Raw genomic sequence first — 18,349 nt, 5'->3', positions numbered from 1 at the left:
AGAATAGAATTATGACTCAGTTTGATTTGCAGTACAACACAATCATAAATGACATAATTAATAATGGGGCATCAGACGAAGAATTCGATGTCAGAACCAAATGGGACACTGATGGAACACCAGCACATACATTAAGTGTAATCAGTAAACAAATGCGGTTTGATAATTCCGAAGCACCAATTTTAACGACTAAAAAAGTCGCCTGGAAAACAGCAATCAAGGAATTGCTTTGGATATGGCAGCTTAAATCAAACAATGTGAACGAATTAAACAAGATGGGTGTACACATCTGGGATCAATGGAAACAAGCAGACGGCACAATCGGCAAAGCATATGGCTATCAGCTTGGTAAGAAAAACAGAATACTAAACGGTGAGAAAGTTGACCAGGTTGACTATCTTATTCATCAGTTGAAAAATAATCCATCATCACGCAGACATATTACAACACTTTGGAATCCTGATGAATTAGACTCGATGGCATTGACTCCCTGTGTCTATGGTACTCAATGGCTTATAAAAGGCGGGAAGTTGCATTTAGAAGTTTTCTGTCGCAGTAGTGATCTCGCGCTCGGAAATCCGTTTAATGTGTTTCAGTACAATGTATTGCAACGTATGATTGCTCAAGTTACTGGCTATGAGCTAGGTGAGTACATCTTCAATATCGGAGACTGTCATGTATACACTCGTCATATAGACAATTTGAAAATTCAAATGGACAGAGAGCAGCATGAAGCACCTGAGTTATGGATTAATCCAGATGTAAAAGACTTTTATGATTTCACAATTGATGATTTCAGATTGGTTAATTATAAGCATGGAGACAAGCTTTACTTTGAGGTAGCAGTATAATGCTACCTCTTATTGCTTGCTGCGATAAATCAATGGCTATTGGGTATGAAAATAACTTGCTTTACCATATTCCTGAAGACTTGAAACGTTTTAAAGAACTCACTACAGGAAAGCTGTGCATTCAGGGAAGGCTTACATACGAATCGATCGTAAACATTACAGGAAAACCACTTCAAAACCGAAGGAACATCATATTGACTAAAAACAAGGATTTCAAACCTGATCACTCTTCATTTGTTTATCATTCGGTTAACGATGTATTAAAGCTTGTACGAGGACAATTGGGTAAAGATGAAGAAGTAATGGTAATTGGAGGAGGCGCTATATACGAGGCATTCTTACCACATGCTGATAAGGTTTATTTGACGATTGTTGATTCAGTTGCTGAGAAGGCAGATTCATATTTTCCCAGGTTAAATGACGATTGGAGAGTAATTGAAAAGGATCACAGAAAAGCAGACAACAATATCACATTTAATTATTCATTTGTGACTTACTCAAAATAAATTAGAATAAAAATAAAATAGTTATAGACTTTTAAGAAGTTGAATGATAAGATAAAGACAAGTTAAAAGCTTGTCTTTTTTTTACATACTTTTAGAATAAAAATAAAACAATAAATAGGAGTGACGATATGAAAACTGCAACAGATTATCTTGTTTCCATTTCAAAACCTCTTGTAGCAATTGAGGAGACTAAACAACGACTTCAAAATGAAATTGATAACCTTTATAAAGAGCTAGGGAAAATTGACAAAGAGCTCAATGAATTTTATCACAAGCTAGAAGAGGACAAATTTAATGCTTCAGAGGGATATCACCTTTCGTTAAAAGGTCAAAAGATATTGAGAAAGCGAAGAAGCTTAAAACAAGAGCTACAATTATTGAACACACTTTTCGGAAGCTTAAACAATAATGGATGGACTCTTGAATCACTGAAGATTGCCGAATATAAAATTAGCAAAAAGAAAAACAAGCATTTAAAGTATGAATCAGTTTAAAGACATGATCCACATTCACCTTGTGAATACATATTGAATCCTTATAAGGAGGTGATTAATTGCAACAAAAAGAGCGAGAATTGTTGTCAAAGAAAGAACAGCTTGAAATTGATGTTTTAGAAAAGGAAGCAGCTTTACTCCGGCTAGAAGTGGAACAAGAAGATTTTAATCTCCACAAAATTGGGGAGATCGGTGTACTTAAAGATTTTCTTTTATACATAAAGAAATACAGAGCAATGTTTACTGTGCAGCAAGCAGAAGAATTTAGAAATATGGATGATCGAATGAAAGAAATTATCAAAGTTCGGGATGGACAAGTAATGATTGATGAAGAAGGTTTAGAGGCGTTTATTGAGGAAATTGAGAATCAAATTAATTTAACTTAGAGGTGTATCGTATGAATAACAACACAAGCTTTTTAAATCAAATTGAAAAGGCTGTTAGAGCGATGCGAGATAAAAACGGCCGACCTATATGCGATCGTAATAACGAGATACAGAAAATACAGGAGATACAAGAACTAGTGAAGCAGAAGACATCAGAGTATAAAGCCTTTCATTCAGAGGTTGAGAAGGTTGTCGAGGATAACAAGTCTTTGCGCTGTGCATTAGCTGAGACTATTGCAGAGAATGAACGCTTGAAGAATGACATGCCCCGGAATATATTCGCAATGTCAAATGAATTATGCCGCATCAGACAAGAGCTTATGGATTTGAGCGCGGAGAGGTGGCGGCTGAAATTGGAAAACGAAATGCTTATCGAGGAACTTCGCGAATTAAAATCGTTAGAGGTGGACGAATAATGAAGCCGACAATCACGAAGGAACAGGCAGAGGCTATAGAAGAACTCTGATTAAGATTGAGTGATGAAGGAATATTACTATCATATACAAATGATAGCTTAACAGTTGGCGATAATAAAAGCGGTTGTTTATATAATCTTGATTTACTGACATTAGCTGCTGCATTAATTAACGGTTATGAATCTGAACCGACACCTGAGGAAAAACTGCGGGACTATTATGAGGATATAAAAAGATCAAGGGATGGGAGGTATGTAGCAGGGGATATTGAAGCTAAACGCCATAATGCCGGAGTATTAACCGGAATACGCAATACACTTGACCTTCTCGGAATCAAAATCGAAGGAGTGAATGCATGATGATTGAGAAGCTAACGAAAGCCAAACTCGAAGAAATCCGTCAGCGTGCGGCACAAGCGACAGGCGGTAAATGGGTCGCAGAGGTAAACGACGGACTGATGGATCACCGAACTTATTATCGTGTTTTCTCAGATATCGAATCGGAATATAGCGAGGTTACATTCCTCATTCATAAATTGGAGAACAAAGAGGACGCGGACTTCATCGCAAACGCGCATCAAGATATTCCTAAGCTTCTTGATCACATTACTTTTCTAAACGAAGTAATATCGAGCTGCCGATGCGCTGAATGTGGTGATGAATTAGGGGAAGATTGGGCAACTAACAGCGGAGTACCGTTTTGCAATTGCTGTGCTGGACTTAATTCTTTATGAAATCTGTATTTTAAAGAGAAGGTGATGCAGTGAAAGAGTCGTTGAAGAATGATTTTCAAGAGTTTATGAGTATTGCAAAAAGCTTTCTTGCTGTTTCTGGAGCAGTCTTTTGGTTATTGATAATTTCACTTGTTTTTGCTGGGGGCTATTAAAATGAATCAATTATATAAAGTTAGTCTAGAAAAATTACCAATTGAAAGCTTAGAGAGACTGAAAACAGACATACAAAATAGAATTAATGATGGATTGCGTACCGATAACAATGCATACATAAAAGACCAAAGAAGAAAACTTCAAATTGTTTTAGACGAGCTGTTTAGACGAAGTACATTTGTTCACTAAAGGAGGTGAATACAATGCCAGTAGTACTTTATGGATTTGGAAGAGGAGCATAAAAAGAGAGGGGAGTAATCCCCTCATACATTAATGAAATTGCCCATTCATGCTTTGTTGAGCTAAGCGAACCAAACGTTTTGTAATTTCTCCACCTACTGAACCGTTTGCTCGGCTAGTTGTCTCAGGCCCTAAGTTTACGCCGAACTCAGAAGCAATTTCATACTTCATTTGTTCAAGTGCACCAGCAGCTTGAGGAACAAGTAATTCATTGCTGTTATTTGATCTGTTTTGTTGAGTCATATGATCATCTCCTAAAGTAGTATGTAAACAAGTTTGTTCAATTGTATTTTGTGGAGATGTTTTGAGATTATACACATTAATTTAAAAAGAGGTGTTTGCATGGATTTTTCAAGTGTTAAAGAAGGAGACACAATTAAATATATCGGTGATTCTTGGGCTTATGGTGGAACATATACAGCTGTTACAGCTGAATCAACATACAGTAACCCAGATAACTGCCCAAGAAATGAAAGAGGTCGATTGATGATTATTGAGTTTATGAACGACGGTACGCCAATGTTCTTCACATTAGATTCACTTAATCCTGGAGAGTGGGAATTAGTTCATTAATACGATTCGAGTGAAATTCTAATTTTATTGGAAGGGGGAATTTAAAAATGAGTACCCAAAGAGGGGCAAATACACCGGAGGAATTGGCCAAATCAATTCAGAAACTAGGAAGGGAAATGCAAGAATTTAGTGACTGTAGCAATGGTATTCGTGAAATTGTTATTACTCTAGATGAAGATGATGGTTCATTTACGATTACAACAGATTAAAATGTTGATTTCATTTAGAAGGGATAAGCTCAATGAAAGAGATTGAATTTGATGAAGTTAAGAAATTTGTTGAAGTAATGTCTAGACAATTTAGATCGACCAAGGTGATGAAAATTCACATAAGTTATGCAGAATGGTTGGTCGCTGAAGTCGAACGCTTAAGGGGGTTAACCAGTCATGGATAATGGATCAGGTACAAAGGTAAATATTCATTTTAATAACGGTTCTCTAATTGAGGGTTTCAAAGTGTCTAGTGAACTAACCGAACCTTCGACTATATATGAACAAATAATGAATCATCCGGAAAGCAAAAAGGTAGCACTAATCAAGTTTGGCTTTGGACAATTGTCACCGTTTAAAGTTGAAAAATGGTTTAAGTCTTATAATCCACCCAAATACTACGAATTTAGAAAAGTAGCTAACAACAAGAAGGTTACTGACTTACATACTCAAGCAATGACAAAGGAGCAAAGGACGCGTTTATTAAACCTTGAAGAGGTCTTTAATGACAAAAAGTCTAGCAATGCACTATTAAAATTAGCAAAACAAAACACTAAGAGAAATAGGGATGGACTGACTGTTATTGAAAAACATGATTCTTGGAGGGATTAAATGAATAATAAAAACTCTTCAAAGTGGTTTGATATAAACTTCAAGACTAAAACAGACAATAAAATTGATGAAGCTCTATTGCGATTATTTGATCTCATGAAGAAGAGTCTCCACATTTATTTCAATATTGAAAACTCTTCTGATATTCATGAGTTTTTAAAAATCGCTGCAACAAAGAGCAATGTTGATTATTCCTTCATTGAATGGATTAGGGGAAAGGGCATCCCAAGATTAAAGAAAATTGATTTTGAAAATTTACCAAGTAATGATCAATTTCTTGCAATGATTGAGTTCGATGAATACTGTCTTAAATGTGAAATGGATTTCGAAGATCCTGAAGAGATTCGGGGGTGTATTATTTCAACAGTCAATAGTCTGCAAGAATATATTAATATTTCCAAACAGTTGGAGGTTGTCCAATGAGTCTTAATGCAATGCATCGGAATATCATGATTTATTCAGATACTGAAGAAAAAGCCATCAATAAGCTAGAATCCATTGTTTCTGAATTGGATGAGGAAATCCTCATTAATAGGCCGGGATTCGTTCAGACACCCACGAAAAAAATTGAAGCAAGAAAATTCAGTGATTATTGTCGAGGATACAGATACACAAGGGTTTATGTGGACATTTCTTTAAGGAATGATGCCGAAACTATGGGATGGATATTAATGAAGCTAGTTCCTCCGTTTTATTATAAAGACGGTCAATATAATGATGACTATAACTGGGAAGACCATGTGATTTATTTTAAATAAAGAAGGTTGGGCAACAACCTTCACAATGAATTAGCAGGGAGGAATTCGATGAAGAATACAGAGTTTAAGGTAACAAGTTTATTAGAGGAGTATAAACGAAGAGATGAGGAACGTAGGGAATTCATCATTCATGAAGGCTACACAGCTATCGAAGAGATCATTAAAGAAGTGAACCAAAGAGGATCACTAAATGAAGCAGATATTTATTATGGAACACCTAAACCACAGTTAAGTTTCTCGGACATTGAATTAGGCTACATGCTTACTTCAATGATGGAGTATGCCACAAATCACGTAGGAAATCCAGTTGATGAGGAATGTGAACTTGAAAACAAGCTGGCTTACTTTGAATATAAAGACGAAATTGTCCAAATTTTTGAAGTGTATGGACAAGGTACTGATAGCTGGTTTTTGAAACCAAGTGACGATACCGTTTATAAATTGAATAACACAGCTTACGGAGTGTATTTAAACCAGTTCGATGATTTCATTAATTACACTAAAAATAAAGACAATGAGAGTAAAAAGGTTTCTTATAGTACTACGATCTTAAATGACATTACCGGCGGATATACAGTGGGAAGAGGTTCTAAGTAGATGATTGTGACAGCTTGGATATTGTTCGTTGCATTTGGGCTTGTTTTGTTAGCAAGAATGGATTCCCAAGGGGATATTAAATTTACAGTGTATATTGGTGTAATTAAATTTATTTCAGTTTTCATTGTTGCCTTTGCAGCAGGAGTGACTTGGGGAGGATTGTTTCAATGAGTAACGTTAAAGCAATGGGCTTACATATTGAAGGAGTGTTGTTTAATGAAAATGGCACAAAATTCACCTATGAAGATTTCATCAAGCTAATTGAATCTAATGGTATTGAATTTTGCGGACTGACATGTGCTGTCACAGACGAAGGTGAGTTCTTAGATGAAGCAGGTAAAAAGTTTGCCAAAGATAAGCCGATCAAATTTAATCAAAAAGAAGAATTTTATGAAGTGACAAATTATGAACCAGTGGAATTGTTTAGGGAGGATTAGTTCAATGATAAAAAGGATTATGAGTTTTAAGTATGACGACTGGAGACATATTTTTTTCTTATTAAAAAGTGTAGTGAAGAATTTCTTTAAAGGTGATTTTCATGAAGCGAGCGATGCACTTTATTGGATACGAGTGCACCTGTCTTTTAAGTCAATTAAAGTGAAGTGAAAATATAAAATTATGAAGGAGGCGATTTATTGAACAAATTAGCTAAAGGTTTGAGTTATCTTTTAGGTGTCATTGAAGGGATTTTGATTGGCTATTATATAGCGAAAGGATATTCTATTGCCCAATTGTCGATAAGCTTTGTCTTCGTGTTGTTATTTGGATTATTGAATTTTAAATTACAATCTAACTCAAAAACTGAATAAAATCGGTCTTTTAAAAGAAAGGAATGATTTTTTGATAAAAGAAACTAAAGGCAATATTCTAAGTGCATCTGAGGATATCATTTGTCATCAAGTAAATTGTCAAGGAGTTATGGAGGCTGGATTGGCGAAGCAAATCAAAGAAAAGTATCCATCTGCATACAGAGTTTATAAATACATGTGCGACAACGTAGTATACAAGCCTGACCTGTTAGGGAAGGTTCGGGAAGTAAAAGAGCATGACGGAAAGATTATCGCCCATATCTTTGGACAATTCTCTTATGGAAGAGGAAGAGTATTCACCGACTATGAGGCTTTGAAGTGTGGCTTAGAGCTAATTAAAACCTCAGCTATGACAAATAAAAGATCCATTGCCCTGCCTTACGGAATCGGGTGCGGCTTGGCAGGCGGAAATTGGAGCGAAGTATATAAAATGATCGAATCCATCTTCGAGGACTACGAAGTGACAATTTATAAGTTATATCAGAATTAATTTCAGGATAAAAATAAAATAAGATAATTGGAGGGCGTAGAAATAGCTGAAGAAATTAAGAACATTCAAATACTGTTCAACAAAATGGAAAGACAAATGAGCACGGTAAAAGAAGCTCTCGAGAACAAAGAATACGAAAGAGCCCACCGTAACCTAATCAACCTTTCAGATAATAATGAAGAATTGATGCAGGAAATCAGATGGGCTCGAAAAGGGATTAAGATTTAACTTTTCTTCTTTCTTCGTGGTTCCATTCGTACAGCTCTTCAATTGAGCAACCAATGGCATCAGCAAAAGTCATGCCTGTAGCTAAGTTCATATTAGCTTTAGCTCCACTTATATAATCGTGGATACGTTGTCTGGGGTATCCTGTACGTTTGAAAAGGTCATCAACTGTGAGGTCATATTCAAACATTAATTCATTTAAACGAGGGCGCAGGGGTGTCCATTGCTTCATTTCGAACACTTCTTTCAATATTAATTAACATAAAACAGTGTAGCAAAGGTTTATTCTAATTTCAATTTTGGTTTCAATATTTTAGGAGAGTGATTGATTGGGAGGTACAAACCAAGGCAAAGTCTTTGAAGCAAATATAGAAAAATCAGCAGCAGATCAAAAGCTGTTCTTTTACAGAATTAAAGATGTAAATCCAGTGTTTTTAAAAAGGGGAGCTGCAGTATCAAAAAACAAATATGATTGTTTCCTACACTTTAAAGGATACTTATTTCCTTTTGAACTTAAATCAACAAAGAACAAGTCTGTGTCCTTTAGTGAAAAGATTATAAAGGCACAACAGATTAAACACTTAAAAGAGGCAACGCAGTATCCAAACATAATTCCTGGTTTTTTGTTTCAGTTTAGAGAGCCAGAAAACAAAGTTTATTTCGTACATATTAATGATTTCCTTACATATAAGAACATAGCTGAAAATCAGTTGCCACATACATATAAGAACAAAGTAAACAAGTCCAGCATTCCGATTTCCATATGTGAGGAGATCGGCACTGAAGTCCGTTCGATGAAGAAAAAAGTTAACTATACATATTATTTAAACAAGCTTTGCGATGATTTGATAAAGAAAATGCACAGGGAGGCTTTATTATAGAAGAAACTCGATTGTTTGCTTTATGTTTTGCATTGGACAAGAGTCCCTCTACATATGTTGGTGTTAAGTCAGCGATGGGGGTGCAACCTTGTACTTGAATGACATGGAGACGTTACATATTGATGCAAAGGGAAGAAGCGTTGTTGCAGAGATTGAAAAGAAAAATTTCATTATTTGCTTTGTTAAGCAAGAAAACATAAGAAGCAATGAAGAATTTTATGAAGAATATGTTAAACTGCTATTGGATTGAATAGCAGTTTTTTTATGTAATTTCTTTGTAGGTAGGATAAAAAACATATAGCCCCGTCCTTATGGCTGCGAAAGCCACGATCCGCAACGGCCGCCCGGTCGTGCTCGGAATTTCGACAAACGACGGACTCGGTTTAAACGGAACGAATTTAATGAGGCTGATGTCCGCAAAAAACATATATTTCATCCCGTTCGGCCAGGACGACCACGTGAAAAAACCGACATCGCTCGTCGCCAGAATGGATCTCCTTCCGATTACGGTAGAAAAAGCTCTTTTGCACCAGCAGGTTCAGCCGGTGCTCGTACACCATCATGAATAAAATATCATGATGACAGAAAATCATTCCGGAATAAAAAAATTCGGTCAATCCGTGACTATTCTATGGTAAAATAAAACGTAAAATGCAAAGTCAATTCAACAAATGATGCTTAATTGGCGGAAGGAGTTTTACAGATGGGAAGAGGATTACACGTAGCAGTTGTCGGAGCGACGGGAGCCGTAGGACAGCAAATGCTGAAAACACTGGAAGACAGAAACTTTGAAATCGAAACACTCACACTACTATCCTCAAAGCGTTCTGCTGGTACGAAAGTAACGTTTAAAGGCGAAGAATATACAGTGCAGGAAGCTGTTCCTGAAAGCTTCGAAGGCGTCCATATCGCGTTATTCAGCGCCGGCGGAAGCGTATCACAAAGCTTGGCGCCTGAGGCTGTAAAACGGGGAGCCATCGTGATTGACAATACCAGCGCATTCCGGATGGACGAAAATACACCGCTCGTGGTGCCTGAGGTGAACGAAGGTGATCTGCACAAACATAACGGCATTATCGCCAACCCTAACTGTTCAACGATTCAGATGGTGGCTGCGCTTGAACCGATCCGCAAAGCGTACGGTTTGAATAAAGTCATTGTATCTACTTACCAAGCTGTGTCCGGGGCCGGCAATGAAGCGGCGAAGGAATTGTACAGCCAGACAAAGGCGATTTTAAACAATGAACCCGCAGAACCGTCCATTATGCCGGTTAAAGGCGACAAAAAGCATTATCAAATCGCATTTAACGCCATTCCGCAAATTGATAAATTCCAAGACAACGGCTATACGTTTGAGGAAATGAAAATGATTAATGAAACGAAAAAAATCATGCATATGCCGAAGCTGGAAGTGGCTGCGACATGTGTCAGACTGCCGATTGAAACAGGGCACTCAGAATCTGTTTACATTGAGCTTGACCGTGATGACGCAACCGTTGAAGATATTAAACAGCTTTTAAAAGAAGCTCCGGGTGTTACGCTTCAGGATGATCCGGCGGAGCAGCTTTACCCGATGCCTGCTGATTGCGTCGGCAAACGCGATGTATTTGTAGGAAGAATCCGTAAAGATTTGGACAGAGCAAACGGTTTTCATTTGTGGGTTGTTTCTGATAACCTGTTAAAAGGCGCCGCTTGGAACTCAGTCCAAATCGCGGAAAGCCTGCAAAAACTGAACCTCGTATAAAACAAACGTATTTTCTATAGGCGAACAGAAGAGAGTAAGGCTCTGCCTGCTCTCTTCTGTTACGTCAGACTAATTTGGAGTGAAAATAGTGAAGATCATTGTTCAAAAATTCGGCGGAACATCCGTAAAAGATGACAAAGGCCGCAAGCTTGCGCTAGCACACATTAAAGATGCCATCAGTGAAGGTTATAAAGTTGTCGTTGTCGTATCGGCGATGGGAAGAAAAGGAGACCCGTACGCGACAGATTCTTTAATCGGGCTCCTTTACGGCAGCCAGTCCGACATTTCTCCGAGAGAGCAGGATATGCTTCTGTCTTGCGGAGAAACGATTTCGTCCGTTGTTTTTTCCAGCATGCTGAAGGAAAACGGCATAAAAGCCGCAGCTTTAACAGGAGCCCAGGCCGGCTTTTTAACCAATGCCCAGCATACTGACGCCAAAATTATAGAAATGAGAACAGAGCGGCTTTTCGCTGCACTCGCCAGCCATGACGCTGTCGTTGTCGCAGGATTTCAGGGAGCGACTGAAAAAGGCGACACGACGACGATCGGCAGAGGAGGAAGCGATACTTCAGCAGCGGCGCTCGGCGCGGCGGTAGATGCTGAGTTTATCGACATTTTTACGGACGTGGAAGGCGTTATGACAGCCGATCCGAGAATCGTGGAAAATGCTAAGCCGCTTCCGAACGTCACATATACGGAAATCTGCAACCTTGCCTATCAAGGCGCGAAAGTCATTCATCCGCGCGCGGTGGAAATCGCCATGCAGGCAAAGGTGCCCATTCGCGTGCGCTCCACTTATTCAAAAGACAAAGGCACTTTGGTGACGTCCCATCATTCGTCTAACATCGGCAGCGATGTATTCGAACGGCTGATTACAGGGATCGCCCATGTGAAAGATGTGACGCAATTTAAGGTTCCCGCCAAAATGGGGCAATACAACGTTCAGACTGAAGTCTTTAAAGCAATGGCAAATGCCGGAATCAGCGTAGATTTCTTTAACATTACGCCGAGTGAAATCGTATATACCGTGGCCGGCAGTAAAACGGAAGCCGCGCGCAGCATTTTGGCTGAATTAGGATATGAGCCGACAGTGACGGAGAGCTGTGCGAAAGTGTCAGCGGTCGGCGCCGGGATAATGGGTGTTCCGGGTGTCACGTCAAAAATCGTCTCCGCACTTTCTGATAAAGGCATTCCGATTCTGCAATCTGCGGACAGCCATACGACGATCTGGGTGCTCGTTCATGAAAAAGATATGGTAACGGCCGTAAATGCGCTGCATGAAGTGTTTGAACTTTCAAAGTAAATGTGATTGAATCATGATGAGGTGAAAAAAATGAATGTCGGAAATATATCTACAGCGATGATTACCCCCTTTGACAGTAAAGGGAATGTAGACTTTCAAAAACTGTCTACATTAATCGACTATTTGTTGAAAAACGGTACGGATTCTTTAGTCGTCGCAGGCACGACCGGCGAATCTCCGACACTTTCAACGGAAGAAAAAATTGCACTCTTTGAATTTACAGTCAAAGAAGTGAACGGACGCGTGCCTGTTATTGCGGGTACGGGAAGCAACAATACGAAAGACTCCATTAAACTGACAAAAAAAGCTGAAGAAGCCGGTGTCGATTGCGTTATGCTTGTCACGCCGTATTATAATAAGCCTTCCCAAGAGGGTATGTACCGTCATTTTAAAGCCATTGCGGAAGAAACGTCTCTTCCTGTGATGCTTTACAACGTGCCGGGCAGAACGGTCGCTTCGCTTGCGCCGGAAACGGCCATCAGACTTGCGGAGATTCCGAATATCTCTGCGATTAAAGAAGCGAGCGGCGATCTTGATGCCATTACGAAAATCATTGCCGAAACACCGGAAGATTTTTACGTCTATTCAGGTGATGACGGGTTAACGCTTCCTATTCTCGCAGTCGGCGGAAGAGGAGTCGTGTCAGTGGCCAGCCATATCGTAGGTTCTGACATGCAGCAGATGATTAAAAACTATACAAACGGGCAGACGGCAACCGCAGCGCTGATTCATCAGAAGCTTCTGCCGATCATGAAGGAGCTCTTTAAAGCGCCTAATCCGGCTCCGGTCAAAACGGCGCTACAGCTGAAAGGCCTTGATGTCGGATCTGTGCGTCTTCCTCTTATCCCGCTGAATGAAGATGAACGTCTGAGCCTGAGCAGCGTCATCAGCGAACTGTAAGAAAAAATTTATACAGTTAAAATACGCGGTCATTCTCATTTTTATCGTGAGTTTGACCGTTTTGTATACATATTGGTTTTCCCTAAACCTTCCGCTTCTTCTTGTTTTCTAAAATTGATATCAGTTATAATAGGAACAAGTGATGATGGACGGGTATGAGACTAGGAGGATACAGATTTTGAAAAAGAAAAATACAGAAAACGTCAGAATTATCGCCCTTGGCGGCGTTGGAGAAATTGGGAAGAACCTATATGTCATTGAAATTGACTCAGACATATTTGTAGTGGATGCAGGGCTGATGCACCCTGAAAATGAAATGCTCGGTATTGATGTCGTCATTCCGGATATTTCCTACTTAGTAGAACGGGCTGACCGCGTGAAGGCCATCTTTCTGACACACGGGCACGATGAAAACATCGGGGGCGTCTTTTATTTATTGAACAAGCTGTCGGTGCCGGTATACGGAACGAAGCTTACGCTTGCATTACTGAGAGAAAAACTCAAGCAGTACGGGCATAATCGAAAAGCTGATTTGCGTGAAGTTCACTCTAAATCAGTCATTACATTTGAAACAACGAAAGTATCGTTCTTTAAAACGATTCACAGTATTCCGGATTCAGTGGGAGTCAGCTTCAAAACATCACTTGGCTCTATTGTATGCACGGGAGACTTCAAATTTGACCAGACGCCTGCTTATCACCAATCATGTGATATTGGCGAAATTGCCAAAATCGGAAACAGCGGCGTGCTCGCCCTGCTTTCTGACAGCGCCAATGCGGAGCGCCCGGGATATACTCCGTCAGAAGCATATGTAAGCGGTGAAATTGCCGATGCGATGAACAATTCAGAAAACCGGGTCATCATTGCTGTATTCGCGTCTAATATCAATCGGATCCAGCAAGTGATACAGGCTGCCGTCCAGAACGGCCGCAAACTTGCAATCGCCGGAAAAAATCTGCAAAACGTGCTTCAGCTGGGGCGCAAGCTCGGCTATATTGAAGCCGAAGATGAAATGTTTATTCCTGTGCAGGATGTGAAAAAATATCCGAAGCGGGAAGTGGCAATTGTTACAGCCGGAAGCCATGGTGAGCCGCTGGCCGCTCTTACGCGGATGGCCAAGCAGGCGCACAAGCAGCTTAACATTGAAGAAGGAGACACCGTTGTCATTGCATCAACACCGATTCCGGGGCATGAATTGATATATTCCAAAACCGTCAACCTGCTTGCCCGCGCCGGCGCTCAAGTCATTTTCGCCCAAAAACGCGTGCATGTGTCCGGTCACGGTTCGCAGGAAGAATTGAAACTCATGCTTAATTTGCTGAAACCGAAATATTTAATTCCGGTTAACGGTGAATTCAGAATGCAAAAAGCGCATTCCAAAATCGCAGAAGAGATCGGCATGAAACGCAGCGACATTTTCTTGATTGAAAAAGGTGACGTCGTTGAATTCCGCGGACAGAATGTAAAAATCGGGGATAAAGTCACGTACGGAAACGTTCTGATTGACGGCCTCGGTGTCGGCGACATCGGCAACATCGTGCTGAGAGACCGCCGCTTATTATCACAAGACGGCATTCTCATCGTCGTAATTTCACTCGATAAGCAGAAAAAGAACCTCGTATCAGGTCCTGAGATCATTACGCGCGGTTTCGTATATGTCAGAGAATCAGAAGGTTTAATTGTACAAGCTACTGAGCTCGTCCGCTCTATCGTGACTGAAGCGACGGAAACATCTGCCGTAGAATGGTCCACGCTGAAACAGGCAATGCGTGATGCGCTGAATCAATTCCTTTATGAAAAAACAAAACGCAAGCCGATGATCATTCCGATCATTATGGAAGTATAATGTATACACAGCCGGAGCGCATGATGCTCCGGCTGTGTTTTTGTTCATGTCCCGGATGGAAATCATCATCTTTGTTCATAATACAAAGAGACATTCGGAAAGGGTGAAAGATAAAATGGATCATCGTATGGAAAACACCGAAGAACAGCAGCCCGAAAAATCAGATGCGAAAGACAGCATTATGAGCAAAATTCAGCAGCTGGGAGAGACATCTCTGCCGCAAATGTCCCAAGATACTAATATTCACTGCCTGACGATCATCGGCCAAATTGAGGGGCACGTCCAGCTCCCGCCGCAAAATAAAACAACCAAATATGAACACGTCATTCCGCAAATCGTCGCGATTGAGCAAAATCCGAAAATCGAAGGACTTCTGATCATCTTAAACACCGTCGGAGGCGATGTGGAAGCGGGGCTTGCGATTGCGGAAATGCTCGCATCCTTATCAAAACCGACCGTCTCAATCGTACTCGGCGGGGGACACTCGATAGGTGTGCCGATCGCCGTGTCATGTGATCATAGTTTTATCGCGGAAACAGCGACTATGACCATACACCCCGTTCGGCTTACAGGTCTGGTTATCGGCGTTCCGCAAACATTTGAATACCTGGATAAAATGCAGGAGCGGGTCGTCAACTTTGTGACCCATCATTCAAATATTTCCGAAGAAAAATTCAAAGAGCTGATGTTTTCAAAAGGAAACTTAACCAGGGACATCGGAACGAACGTAGTCGGCAAAGATGCGGCTGATTACGGATTAATTGATGCCGTGGGCGGCGTCGGACAGGCGATAAAAAAGCTGAATCAGCTGATTGAGGAACGAAAGGGCGAGGAAGGAAGGATGATTCAATGATCCTTTATACCGTCATGCCCCAAGAAGTCGTTTACGGTCAGGATATAGAGCAAAGCGTGCATGAACAGGTAGATTACGCCGGCGTGCCGCTGCTAGTTGAGATGAAGGGAAATGAAGCCGAAGTCGTACAGATTTTAAGTACGAACCCGATGGATTTTCTGAATCCGGACATCGCTCCGGGACAAAAAATCAAGCTGAAAATCTAACCGGCATTCAGTCCGTTTCTCGGGGGCAAAATATGCTATAATAGGGGAATCCTACAGAAAAATGCAGCCGGCAAAAGGCTGCTTTTCTTCATGATGTATGATTTTACATTTTTTAACGCAGTAAGGTGATGAGTGTGGCAAAGAAAAAACGGAAATCTAAAAAGAAACAAGAGAGTAAGCTCAATCTAAAATACGAACTAAGCGGACTGCTCTGTGTTGCAATCTCAATTATTGCTGTTTTGCAGCTCGGCGTTGTGGGACAGACATTTGTGTACTTGTTCCGTTTTTTTGCCGGAGAGTGGTTTATTTTATGCTTAATTGCGCTCTTCCTTCTCGGAATTTCGCTGTTTTGGAAAAAGAAGAGTCCAAGCCTTTTAACGAGAAGAAAGGCAGGGTTGTACTGTATTATCGCCAGTATATTGCTGCTGTCTCACGTGCAGCTCTTTAAAAATCTGTCTCATCACGGGTCGATTCGGTCGGCAAGTGTCATCGGCAACACGTGGGAGCTGTTTATGATTGACATGAAACAGCAGGCTGCTTCCCCTGATTTGGGCGGCGGCATGATCGGCGCGGTACTGTTTGCCGCTTCCCACTTTCTATTTGCATCAACGGGTTCACAAATCATGGCGATCGTGCTGATCTTAATGGGGCTGATTCTTGTAACAGGGCGTTCACTGCAGGAAACGCTCAAAAAGTGGACGAGCCCCGTCGGCCGGTTTATCCGCGGCCAGTGGCAGGCATTTCTTGAGGATATGAAGACGGTCAGAACGAATATGTCTTCGCCGAAAACAAAAACAAAATCGGGCAAAAAACAAAAACGGGTTCAAAAGAAAAAAGAAGAGCCTGAACCGGAGGAAGAGGATGAGGAAATCATTTCGCCGATCATCCATTCAGAGCCGATTATTTCAAGCTTTTCAGACCGTGAGGAAGAGCGCGTCGAACCGCTGATTCCGGAAAAAACGCAGGAGGCTGCACAAGCGGTAAAAGATGAGCCTTCCGGCGGCGCTCAAGACAGTGGCGAAACGGCTGCGGCTCCGCCGATGACGTTTACAGAGCTTGAAAATAAAGATTATCAAATGCCTTCATTGGACATACTGGCTGACCCGAAACATACCGGCCAGCAGACCGATAAGAAAAACATTTACGAGAATGCAAGAAAACTCGAACGGACTTTTCAAAGCTTCGGCGTAAAGGCGAAAGTGACCCAAGTTCATCTCGGTCCGGCGGTCACAAAATATGAGGTGTATCCGGACGTCGGGGTCAAAGTCAGTAAAATCGTGAATCTGAGCGATGACCTCGCGCTCGCGCTTGCCGCGAAGGATATCCGGATCGAAGCGCCGATTCCGGGTAAATCGGCAATCGGCATCGAGGTGCCCAATGCTGAAGTTGCGATGGTTTCGTTAAAAGAAGTGCTTGAATCCAAGCTCAATGACAAGCCGGACGCGAAGCTTCTGATCGGCTTGGGACGAAATATTTCCGGGGAAGCCGTGCTTGCCGAACTGAACAAAATGCCCCACCTGCTCGTAGCGGGGGCAACGGGAAGCGGAAAAAGCGTCTGTGTCAACGGTATTATTACGAGCATTCTGATGAGGGCCAAACCGCATGAAGTGAAGATGATGATGATTGACCCGAAAATGGTTGAGCTGAATGTGTATAACGGCATTCCTCATCTGCTTGCGCCGGTCGTGACAGATCCGAAAAAGGCCTCGCAGGCTTTGAAAAAGGTCGTCAATGAGATGGAGCGCCGCTATGAGCTGTTCTCCCATACGGGTACGAGAAATATAGAAGGCTATAACGACCATATTAAGCGGTCAAATGCCGAAGAAGAAGTCAAGCAGCCTGAGCTGCCGTACATCGTCGTCATCGTTGACGAGCTTGCCGATCTGATGATGGTCGCTTCTTCCGACGTGGAAGATTCAATTACGAGACTTTCACAGATGGCGCGGGCGGCGGGAATTCATTTGATTATCGCGACACAGCGGCCTTCAGTTGACGTTATTACCGGTGTTATTAAAGCCAACATCCCGTCAAGAATCGCCTTCAGTGTCTCATCTCAGACCGATTCACGGACGATTTTAGACATGGGCGGCGCTGAAAAGCTTCTGGGGCGCGGAGACATGCTGTTTCTGCCTGTAGGCGCAAATAAGCCGGTGCGTGTGCAAGGGGCATTCTTATCCGATGAAGAGGTTGAGCATGTCGTCGATCATGTCATTACGCAGCAAAAAGCGCAGTACCAAGAAGAGATGATTCCGGAAGAAGTTTCGGAAACACACAGTGAAGTAACGGATGATCTCTATGACGAAGCGGTCGATTTGATTATCGGCATGCAGACGGCATCAGTCTCCATGCTTCAAAGGCGGTTCAGAATCGGATATACGAGAGCTGCCCGTCTGATTGACGCAATGGAGGAACGGGGCGTCGTCGGGCCGTATGAAGGAAGCAAACCGAGGGAAGTACTATTATCTAAGGAACAATATGATGAGCTCTCTTCTTAAAAAGGAGAGAGTTTTCACTGAAAATGATATCACCAAAATCATTCCTATTTATTTTTTTATTAAAACATG

The 18,349-nt window shown here is 41.3% G+C and carries 31 protein-coding genes and 1 pseudogene; 30 read left to right on the top strand and 2 right to left on the bottom strand.

Features of this window, described 5'->3' with window-relative positions; translation table 11 throughout:
• Nucleotides 1-11: 11 nt before the first annotated feature.
• From OQ477_RS06085 to OQ477_RS06045, 9 genes are all read left to right on the top strand, one after another.
• Complete coding sequence (locus tag OQ477_RS06085; RefSeq protein WP_215601664.1) at nt 12-851, top strand: thymidylate synthase; 840 nt, start codon at nt 12-14, stop codon at nt 849-851.
• Complete coding sequence (locus OQ477_RS06080) at nt 851-1,357, top strand: dihydrofolate reductase (RefSeq protein ID WP_265971769.1); 507 nt, start codon at nt 851-853, stop codon at nt 1,355-1,357. Before OQ477_RS06085 ends, OQ477_RS06080 begins: the two co-directional genes overlap by 1 nt.
• Before the next feature lie 128 nt (nt 1,358-1,485).
• Nucleotides 1,486-1,851 carry a hypothetical protein gene (locus tag OQ477_RS06075; RefSeq protein ID WP_265971767.1) on the top strand — a complete coding sequence of 122 codons (366 nt, stop codon included), beginning with the start codon at nt 1,486-1,488 and terminating at the stop codon, nt 1,849-1,851.
• A 59-nt stretch (nt 1,852-1,910) separates the two neighbouring features.
• Entirely contained in the window at nt 1,911-2,237 is a 327-nt protein-coding gene (locus OQ477_RS06070; RefSeq protein WP_265971765.1) for a hypothetical protein, read from the top strand.
• Between the two features lie 11 nt (nt 2,238-2,248).
• Nucleotides 2,249-2,653: a hypothetical protein gene (locus tag OQ477_RS06065; RefSeq protein WP_265971764.1), complete on the top strand. Its 405-nt coding sequence runs from the start codon at nt 2,249-2,251 to the stop codon at nt 2,651-2,653.
• A 56-nt stretch (nt 2,654-2,709) separates the two neighbouring features.
• Entirely contained in the window at nt 2,710-3,012 is a 303-nt protein-coding gene (locus tag OQ477_RS06060) for a hypothetical protein (RefSeq protein WP_265971763.1), read from the top strand.
• Nucleotides 3,012-3,386 (top strand): hypothetical protein, encoded by a 375-nt coding sequence (locus OQ477_RS06055; RefSeq protein ID WP_265971762.1) that lies wholly within the window; start codon nt 3,012-3,014, stop codon nt 3,384-3,386. The genes OQ477_RS06060 and OQ477_RS06055 overlap by 1 nt, the downstream gene beginning before the upstream one ends.
• Before the next feature lie 29 nt (nt 3,387-3,415).
• Entirely contained in the window at nt 3,416-3,538 is a 123-nt protein-coding gene (locus OQ477_RS06050) for a hypothetical protein (RefSeq protein ID WP_257784844.1), read from the top strand.
• A 1-nt stretch (nt 3,539) separates the two neighbouring features.
• Nucleotides 3,540-3,728, top strand: coding sequence for a hypothetical protein (locus OQ477_RS06045; RefSeq protein ID WP_265971759.1), 189 nt, complete (start codon nt 3,540-3,542; stop codon nt 3,726-3,728).
• Between the two features lie 81 nt (nt 3,729-3,809).
• On the opposite strand, the gene OQ477_RS06040 is transcribed toward OQ477_RS06045, so the two are convergent.
• Nucleotides 3,810-4,022 (bottom strand): alpha/beta-type small acid-soluble spore protein, encoded by a 213-nt coding sequence (locus tag OQ477_RS06040; protein WP_265971757.1) that lies wholly within the window; start codon nt 4,020-4,022, stop codon nt 3,810-3,812.
• Nucleotides 4,023-4,121: 99 nt separating this feature from the next.
• Here OQ477_RS06040 and OQ477_RS06035 point away from each other — a divergent pair, with 99 nt between their 5' ends.
• The 11 genes from OQ477_RS06035 (at nt 4,122) to OQ477_RS05985 (ending at nt 7,827) form a co-directional block, all read left to right on the top strand.
• Nucleotides 4,122-4,352 (top strand): hypothetical protein, encoded by a 231-nt coding sequence (locus OQ477_RS06035; protein WP_265971756.1) that lies wholly within the window; start codon nt 4,122-4,124, stop codon nt 4,350-4,352.
• 47 nt (nt 4,353-4,399) lie between these two features.
• Nucleotides 4,400-4,561, top strand: a complete 162-nt coding sequence (locus OQ477_RS06030) for a hypothetical protein (RefSeq protein WP_192852137.1) — start codon at nt 4,400-4,402, stop codon at nt 4,559-4,561.
• 32 nt (nt 4,562-4,593) lie between these two features.
• The gene (locus OQ477_RS06025) at nt 4,594-4,746 is read left to right on the top strand and encodes a hypothetical protein (protein ID WP_265971753.1); all 153 of its coding nucleotides are present in this window, start codon (nt 4,594-4,596) and stop codon (nt 4,744-4,746) included.
• Nucleotides 4,739-5,173 carry a hypothetical protein gene (locus OQ477_RS06020; RefSeq protein WP_265971751.1) on the top strand — a complete coding sequence of 145 codons (435 nt, stop codon included), beginning with the start codon at nt 4,739-4,741 and terminating at the stop codon, nt 5,171-5,173. The genes OQ477_RS06025 and OQ477_RS06020 overlap by 8 nt, the downstream gene beginning before the upstream one ends.
• Before the next feature lie 96 nt (nt 5,174-5,269).
• Nucleotides 5,270-5,596 carry a hypothetical protein gene (locus OQ477_RS06015; protein ID WP_265972426.1) on the top strand — a complete coding sequence of 109 codons (327 nt, stop codon included), beginning with the start codon at nt 5,270-5,272 and terminating at the stop codon, nt 5,594-5,596.
• Nucleotides 5,593-5,931 (top strand): hypothetical protein, encoded by a 339-nt coding sequence (locus OQ477_RS06010; protein ID WP_265971750.1) that lies wholly within the window; start codon nt 5,593-5,595, stop codon nt 5,929-5,931. Before OQ477_RS06015 ends, OQ477_RS06010 begins: the two co-directional genes overlap by 4 nt.
• Nucleotides 5,932-5,979: 48 nt before the next feature.
• Entirely contained in the window at nt 5,980-6,528 is a 549-nt protein-coding gene (locus tag OQ477_RS06005; protein WP_265971749.1) for a hypothetical protein, read from the top strand.
• A complete protein-coding gene (locus tag OQ477_RS06000) occupies nt 6,529-6,699 on the top strand; it encodes a hypothetical protein (RefSeq protein ID WP_265971748.1) in 171 nt (56 codons plus the stop codon).
• Nucleotides 6,696-6,965: a hypothetical protein gene (locus OQ477_RS05995; RefSeq protein WP_265971746.1), complete on the top strand. Its 270-nt coding sequence runs from the start codon at nt 6,696-6,698 to the stop codon at nt 6,963-6,965. Before OQ477_RS06000 ends, OQ477_RS05995 begins: the two co-directional genes overlap by 4 nt.
• Nucleotides 6,966-7,163: 198 nt before the next feature.
• Entirely contained in the window at nt 7,164-7,337 is a 174-nt protein-coding gene (locus OQ477_RS05990; RefSeq protein ID WP_265971744.1) for a hypothetical protein, read from the top strand.
• Between the two features lie 31 nt (nt 7,338-7,368).
• The gene (locus OQ477_RS05985) at nt 7,369-7,827 is read left to right on the top strand and encodes a macro domain-containing protein (protein WP_265971742.1); all 459 of its coding nucleotides are present in this window, start codon (nt 7,369-7,371) and stop codon (nt 7,825-7,827) included.
• 217 nt (nt 7,828-8,044) lie between these two features.
• On the opposite strand, the gene OQ477_RS05980 is transcribed toward OQ477_RS05985, so the two are convergent.
• Nucleotides 8,045-8,284, bottom strand: coding sequence for a helix-turn-helix domain-containing protein (locus tag OQ477_RS05980; protein WP_014470254.1), 240 nt, complete (start codon nt 8,282-8,284; stop codon nt 8,045-8,047).
• Nucleotides 8,285-8,381: 97 nt separating this feature from the next.
• Here OQ477_RS05980 and OQ477_RS05975 point away from each other — a divergent pair, with 97 nt between their 5' ends.
• The 10 genes and pseudogenes from OQ477_RS05975 to OQ477_RS05930 all read left to right on the top strand — a co-directional run bounded on the left by OQ477_RS05975 (nt 8,382) and on the right by OQ477_RS05930 (nt 18,280).
• Nucleotides 8,382-8,933 (top strand): hypothetical protein, encoded by a 552-nt coding sequence (locus OQ477_RS05975; protein WP_265971738.1) that lies wholly within the window; start codon nt 8,382-8,384, stop codon nt 8,931-8,933.
• A gap of 88 nt (nt 8,934-9,021) precedes the next feature.
• Nucleotides 9,022-9,183, top strand: a complete 162-nt coding sequence (locus OQ477_RS05970) for a hypothetical protein (protein ID WP_265971737.1) — start codon at nt 9,022-9,024, stop codon at nt 9,181-9,183.
• Nucleotides 9,184-9,226: 43 nt separating this feature from the next.
• Nucleotides 9,227-9,502 (top strand): annotated as a pseudogene (locus tag OQ477_RS05965) (flavoprotein); the annotation flags it as partial.
• A gap of 134 nt (nt 9,503-9,636) precedes the next feature.
• Entirely contained in the window at nt 9,637-10,677 is a 1,041-nt protein-coding gene (gene asd, locus OQ477_RS05960) for an aspartate-semialdehyde dehydrogenase (RefSeq protein ID WP_038458044.1), read from the top strand.
• Between the two features lie 88 nt (nt 10,678-10,765).
• On the top strand, nt 10,766-11,980 hold the full coding sequence (dapG, locus tag OQ477_RS05955) for an aspartate kinase (RefSeq protein WP_044801436.1): 1,215 nt from the start codon (nt 10,766-10,768) through the stop codon (nt 11,978-11,980).
• 30 nt (nt 11,981-12,010) lie between these two features.
• Nucleotides 12,011-12,880, top strand: coding sequence for a 4-hydroxy-tetrahydrodipicolinate synthase (dapA, locus tag OQ477_RS05950; RefSeq protein WP_003154166.1), 870 nt, complete (start codon nt 12,011-12,013; stop codon nt 12,878-12,880).
• Nucleotides 12,881-13,058: 178 nt separating this feature from the next.
• Nucleotides 13,059-14,726 carry a ribonuclease J2 gene (gene rnjB / locus OQ477_RS05945; protein ID WP_032874933.1) on the top strand — a complete coding sequence of 556 codons (1,668 nt, stop codon included), beginning with the start codon at nt 13,059-13,061 and terminating at the stop codon, nt 14,724-14,726.
• Between the two features lie 115 nt (nt 14,727-14,841).
• A complete protein-coding gene (locus OQ477_RS05940; RefSeq protein ID WP_003154162.1) occupies nt 14,842-15,579 on the top strand; it encodes a ClpP family protease in 738 nt (245 codons plus the stop codon).
• Nucleotides 15,576-15,785, top strand: a complete 210-nt coding sequence (locus tag OQ477_RS05935; protein ID WP_003154161.1) for a YlzJ-like family protein — start codon at nt 15,576-15,578, stop codon at nt 15,783-15,785. Before OQ477_RS05940 ends, OQ477_RS05935 begins: the two co-directional genes overlap by 4 nt.
• Nucleotides 15,786-15,919: 134 nt before the next feature.
• The gene (locus tag OQ477_RS05930; protein ID WP_265971736.1) at nt 15,920-18,280 is read left to right on the top strand and encodes an FtsK/SpoIIIE family DNA translocase; all 2,361 of its coding nucleotides are present in this window, start codon (nt 15,920-15,922) and stop codon (nt 18,278-18,280) included.
• Nucleotides 18,281-18,349: the final 69 nt, after the last annotated feature.

Origin of the sequence: Bacillus sp. ChL18 (assembly GCF_026241425.1) — a bacterium.
GTDB classification, from domain to species: domain Bacteria; phylum Bacillota; class Bacilli; order Bacillales; family Bacillaceae; genus Bacillus; species Bacillus velezensis.
The sequence above is the reverse complement of the archived record's forward strand: the minus strand, read 5'-3'. Positions and strand labels throughout refer to the sequence as shown.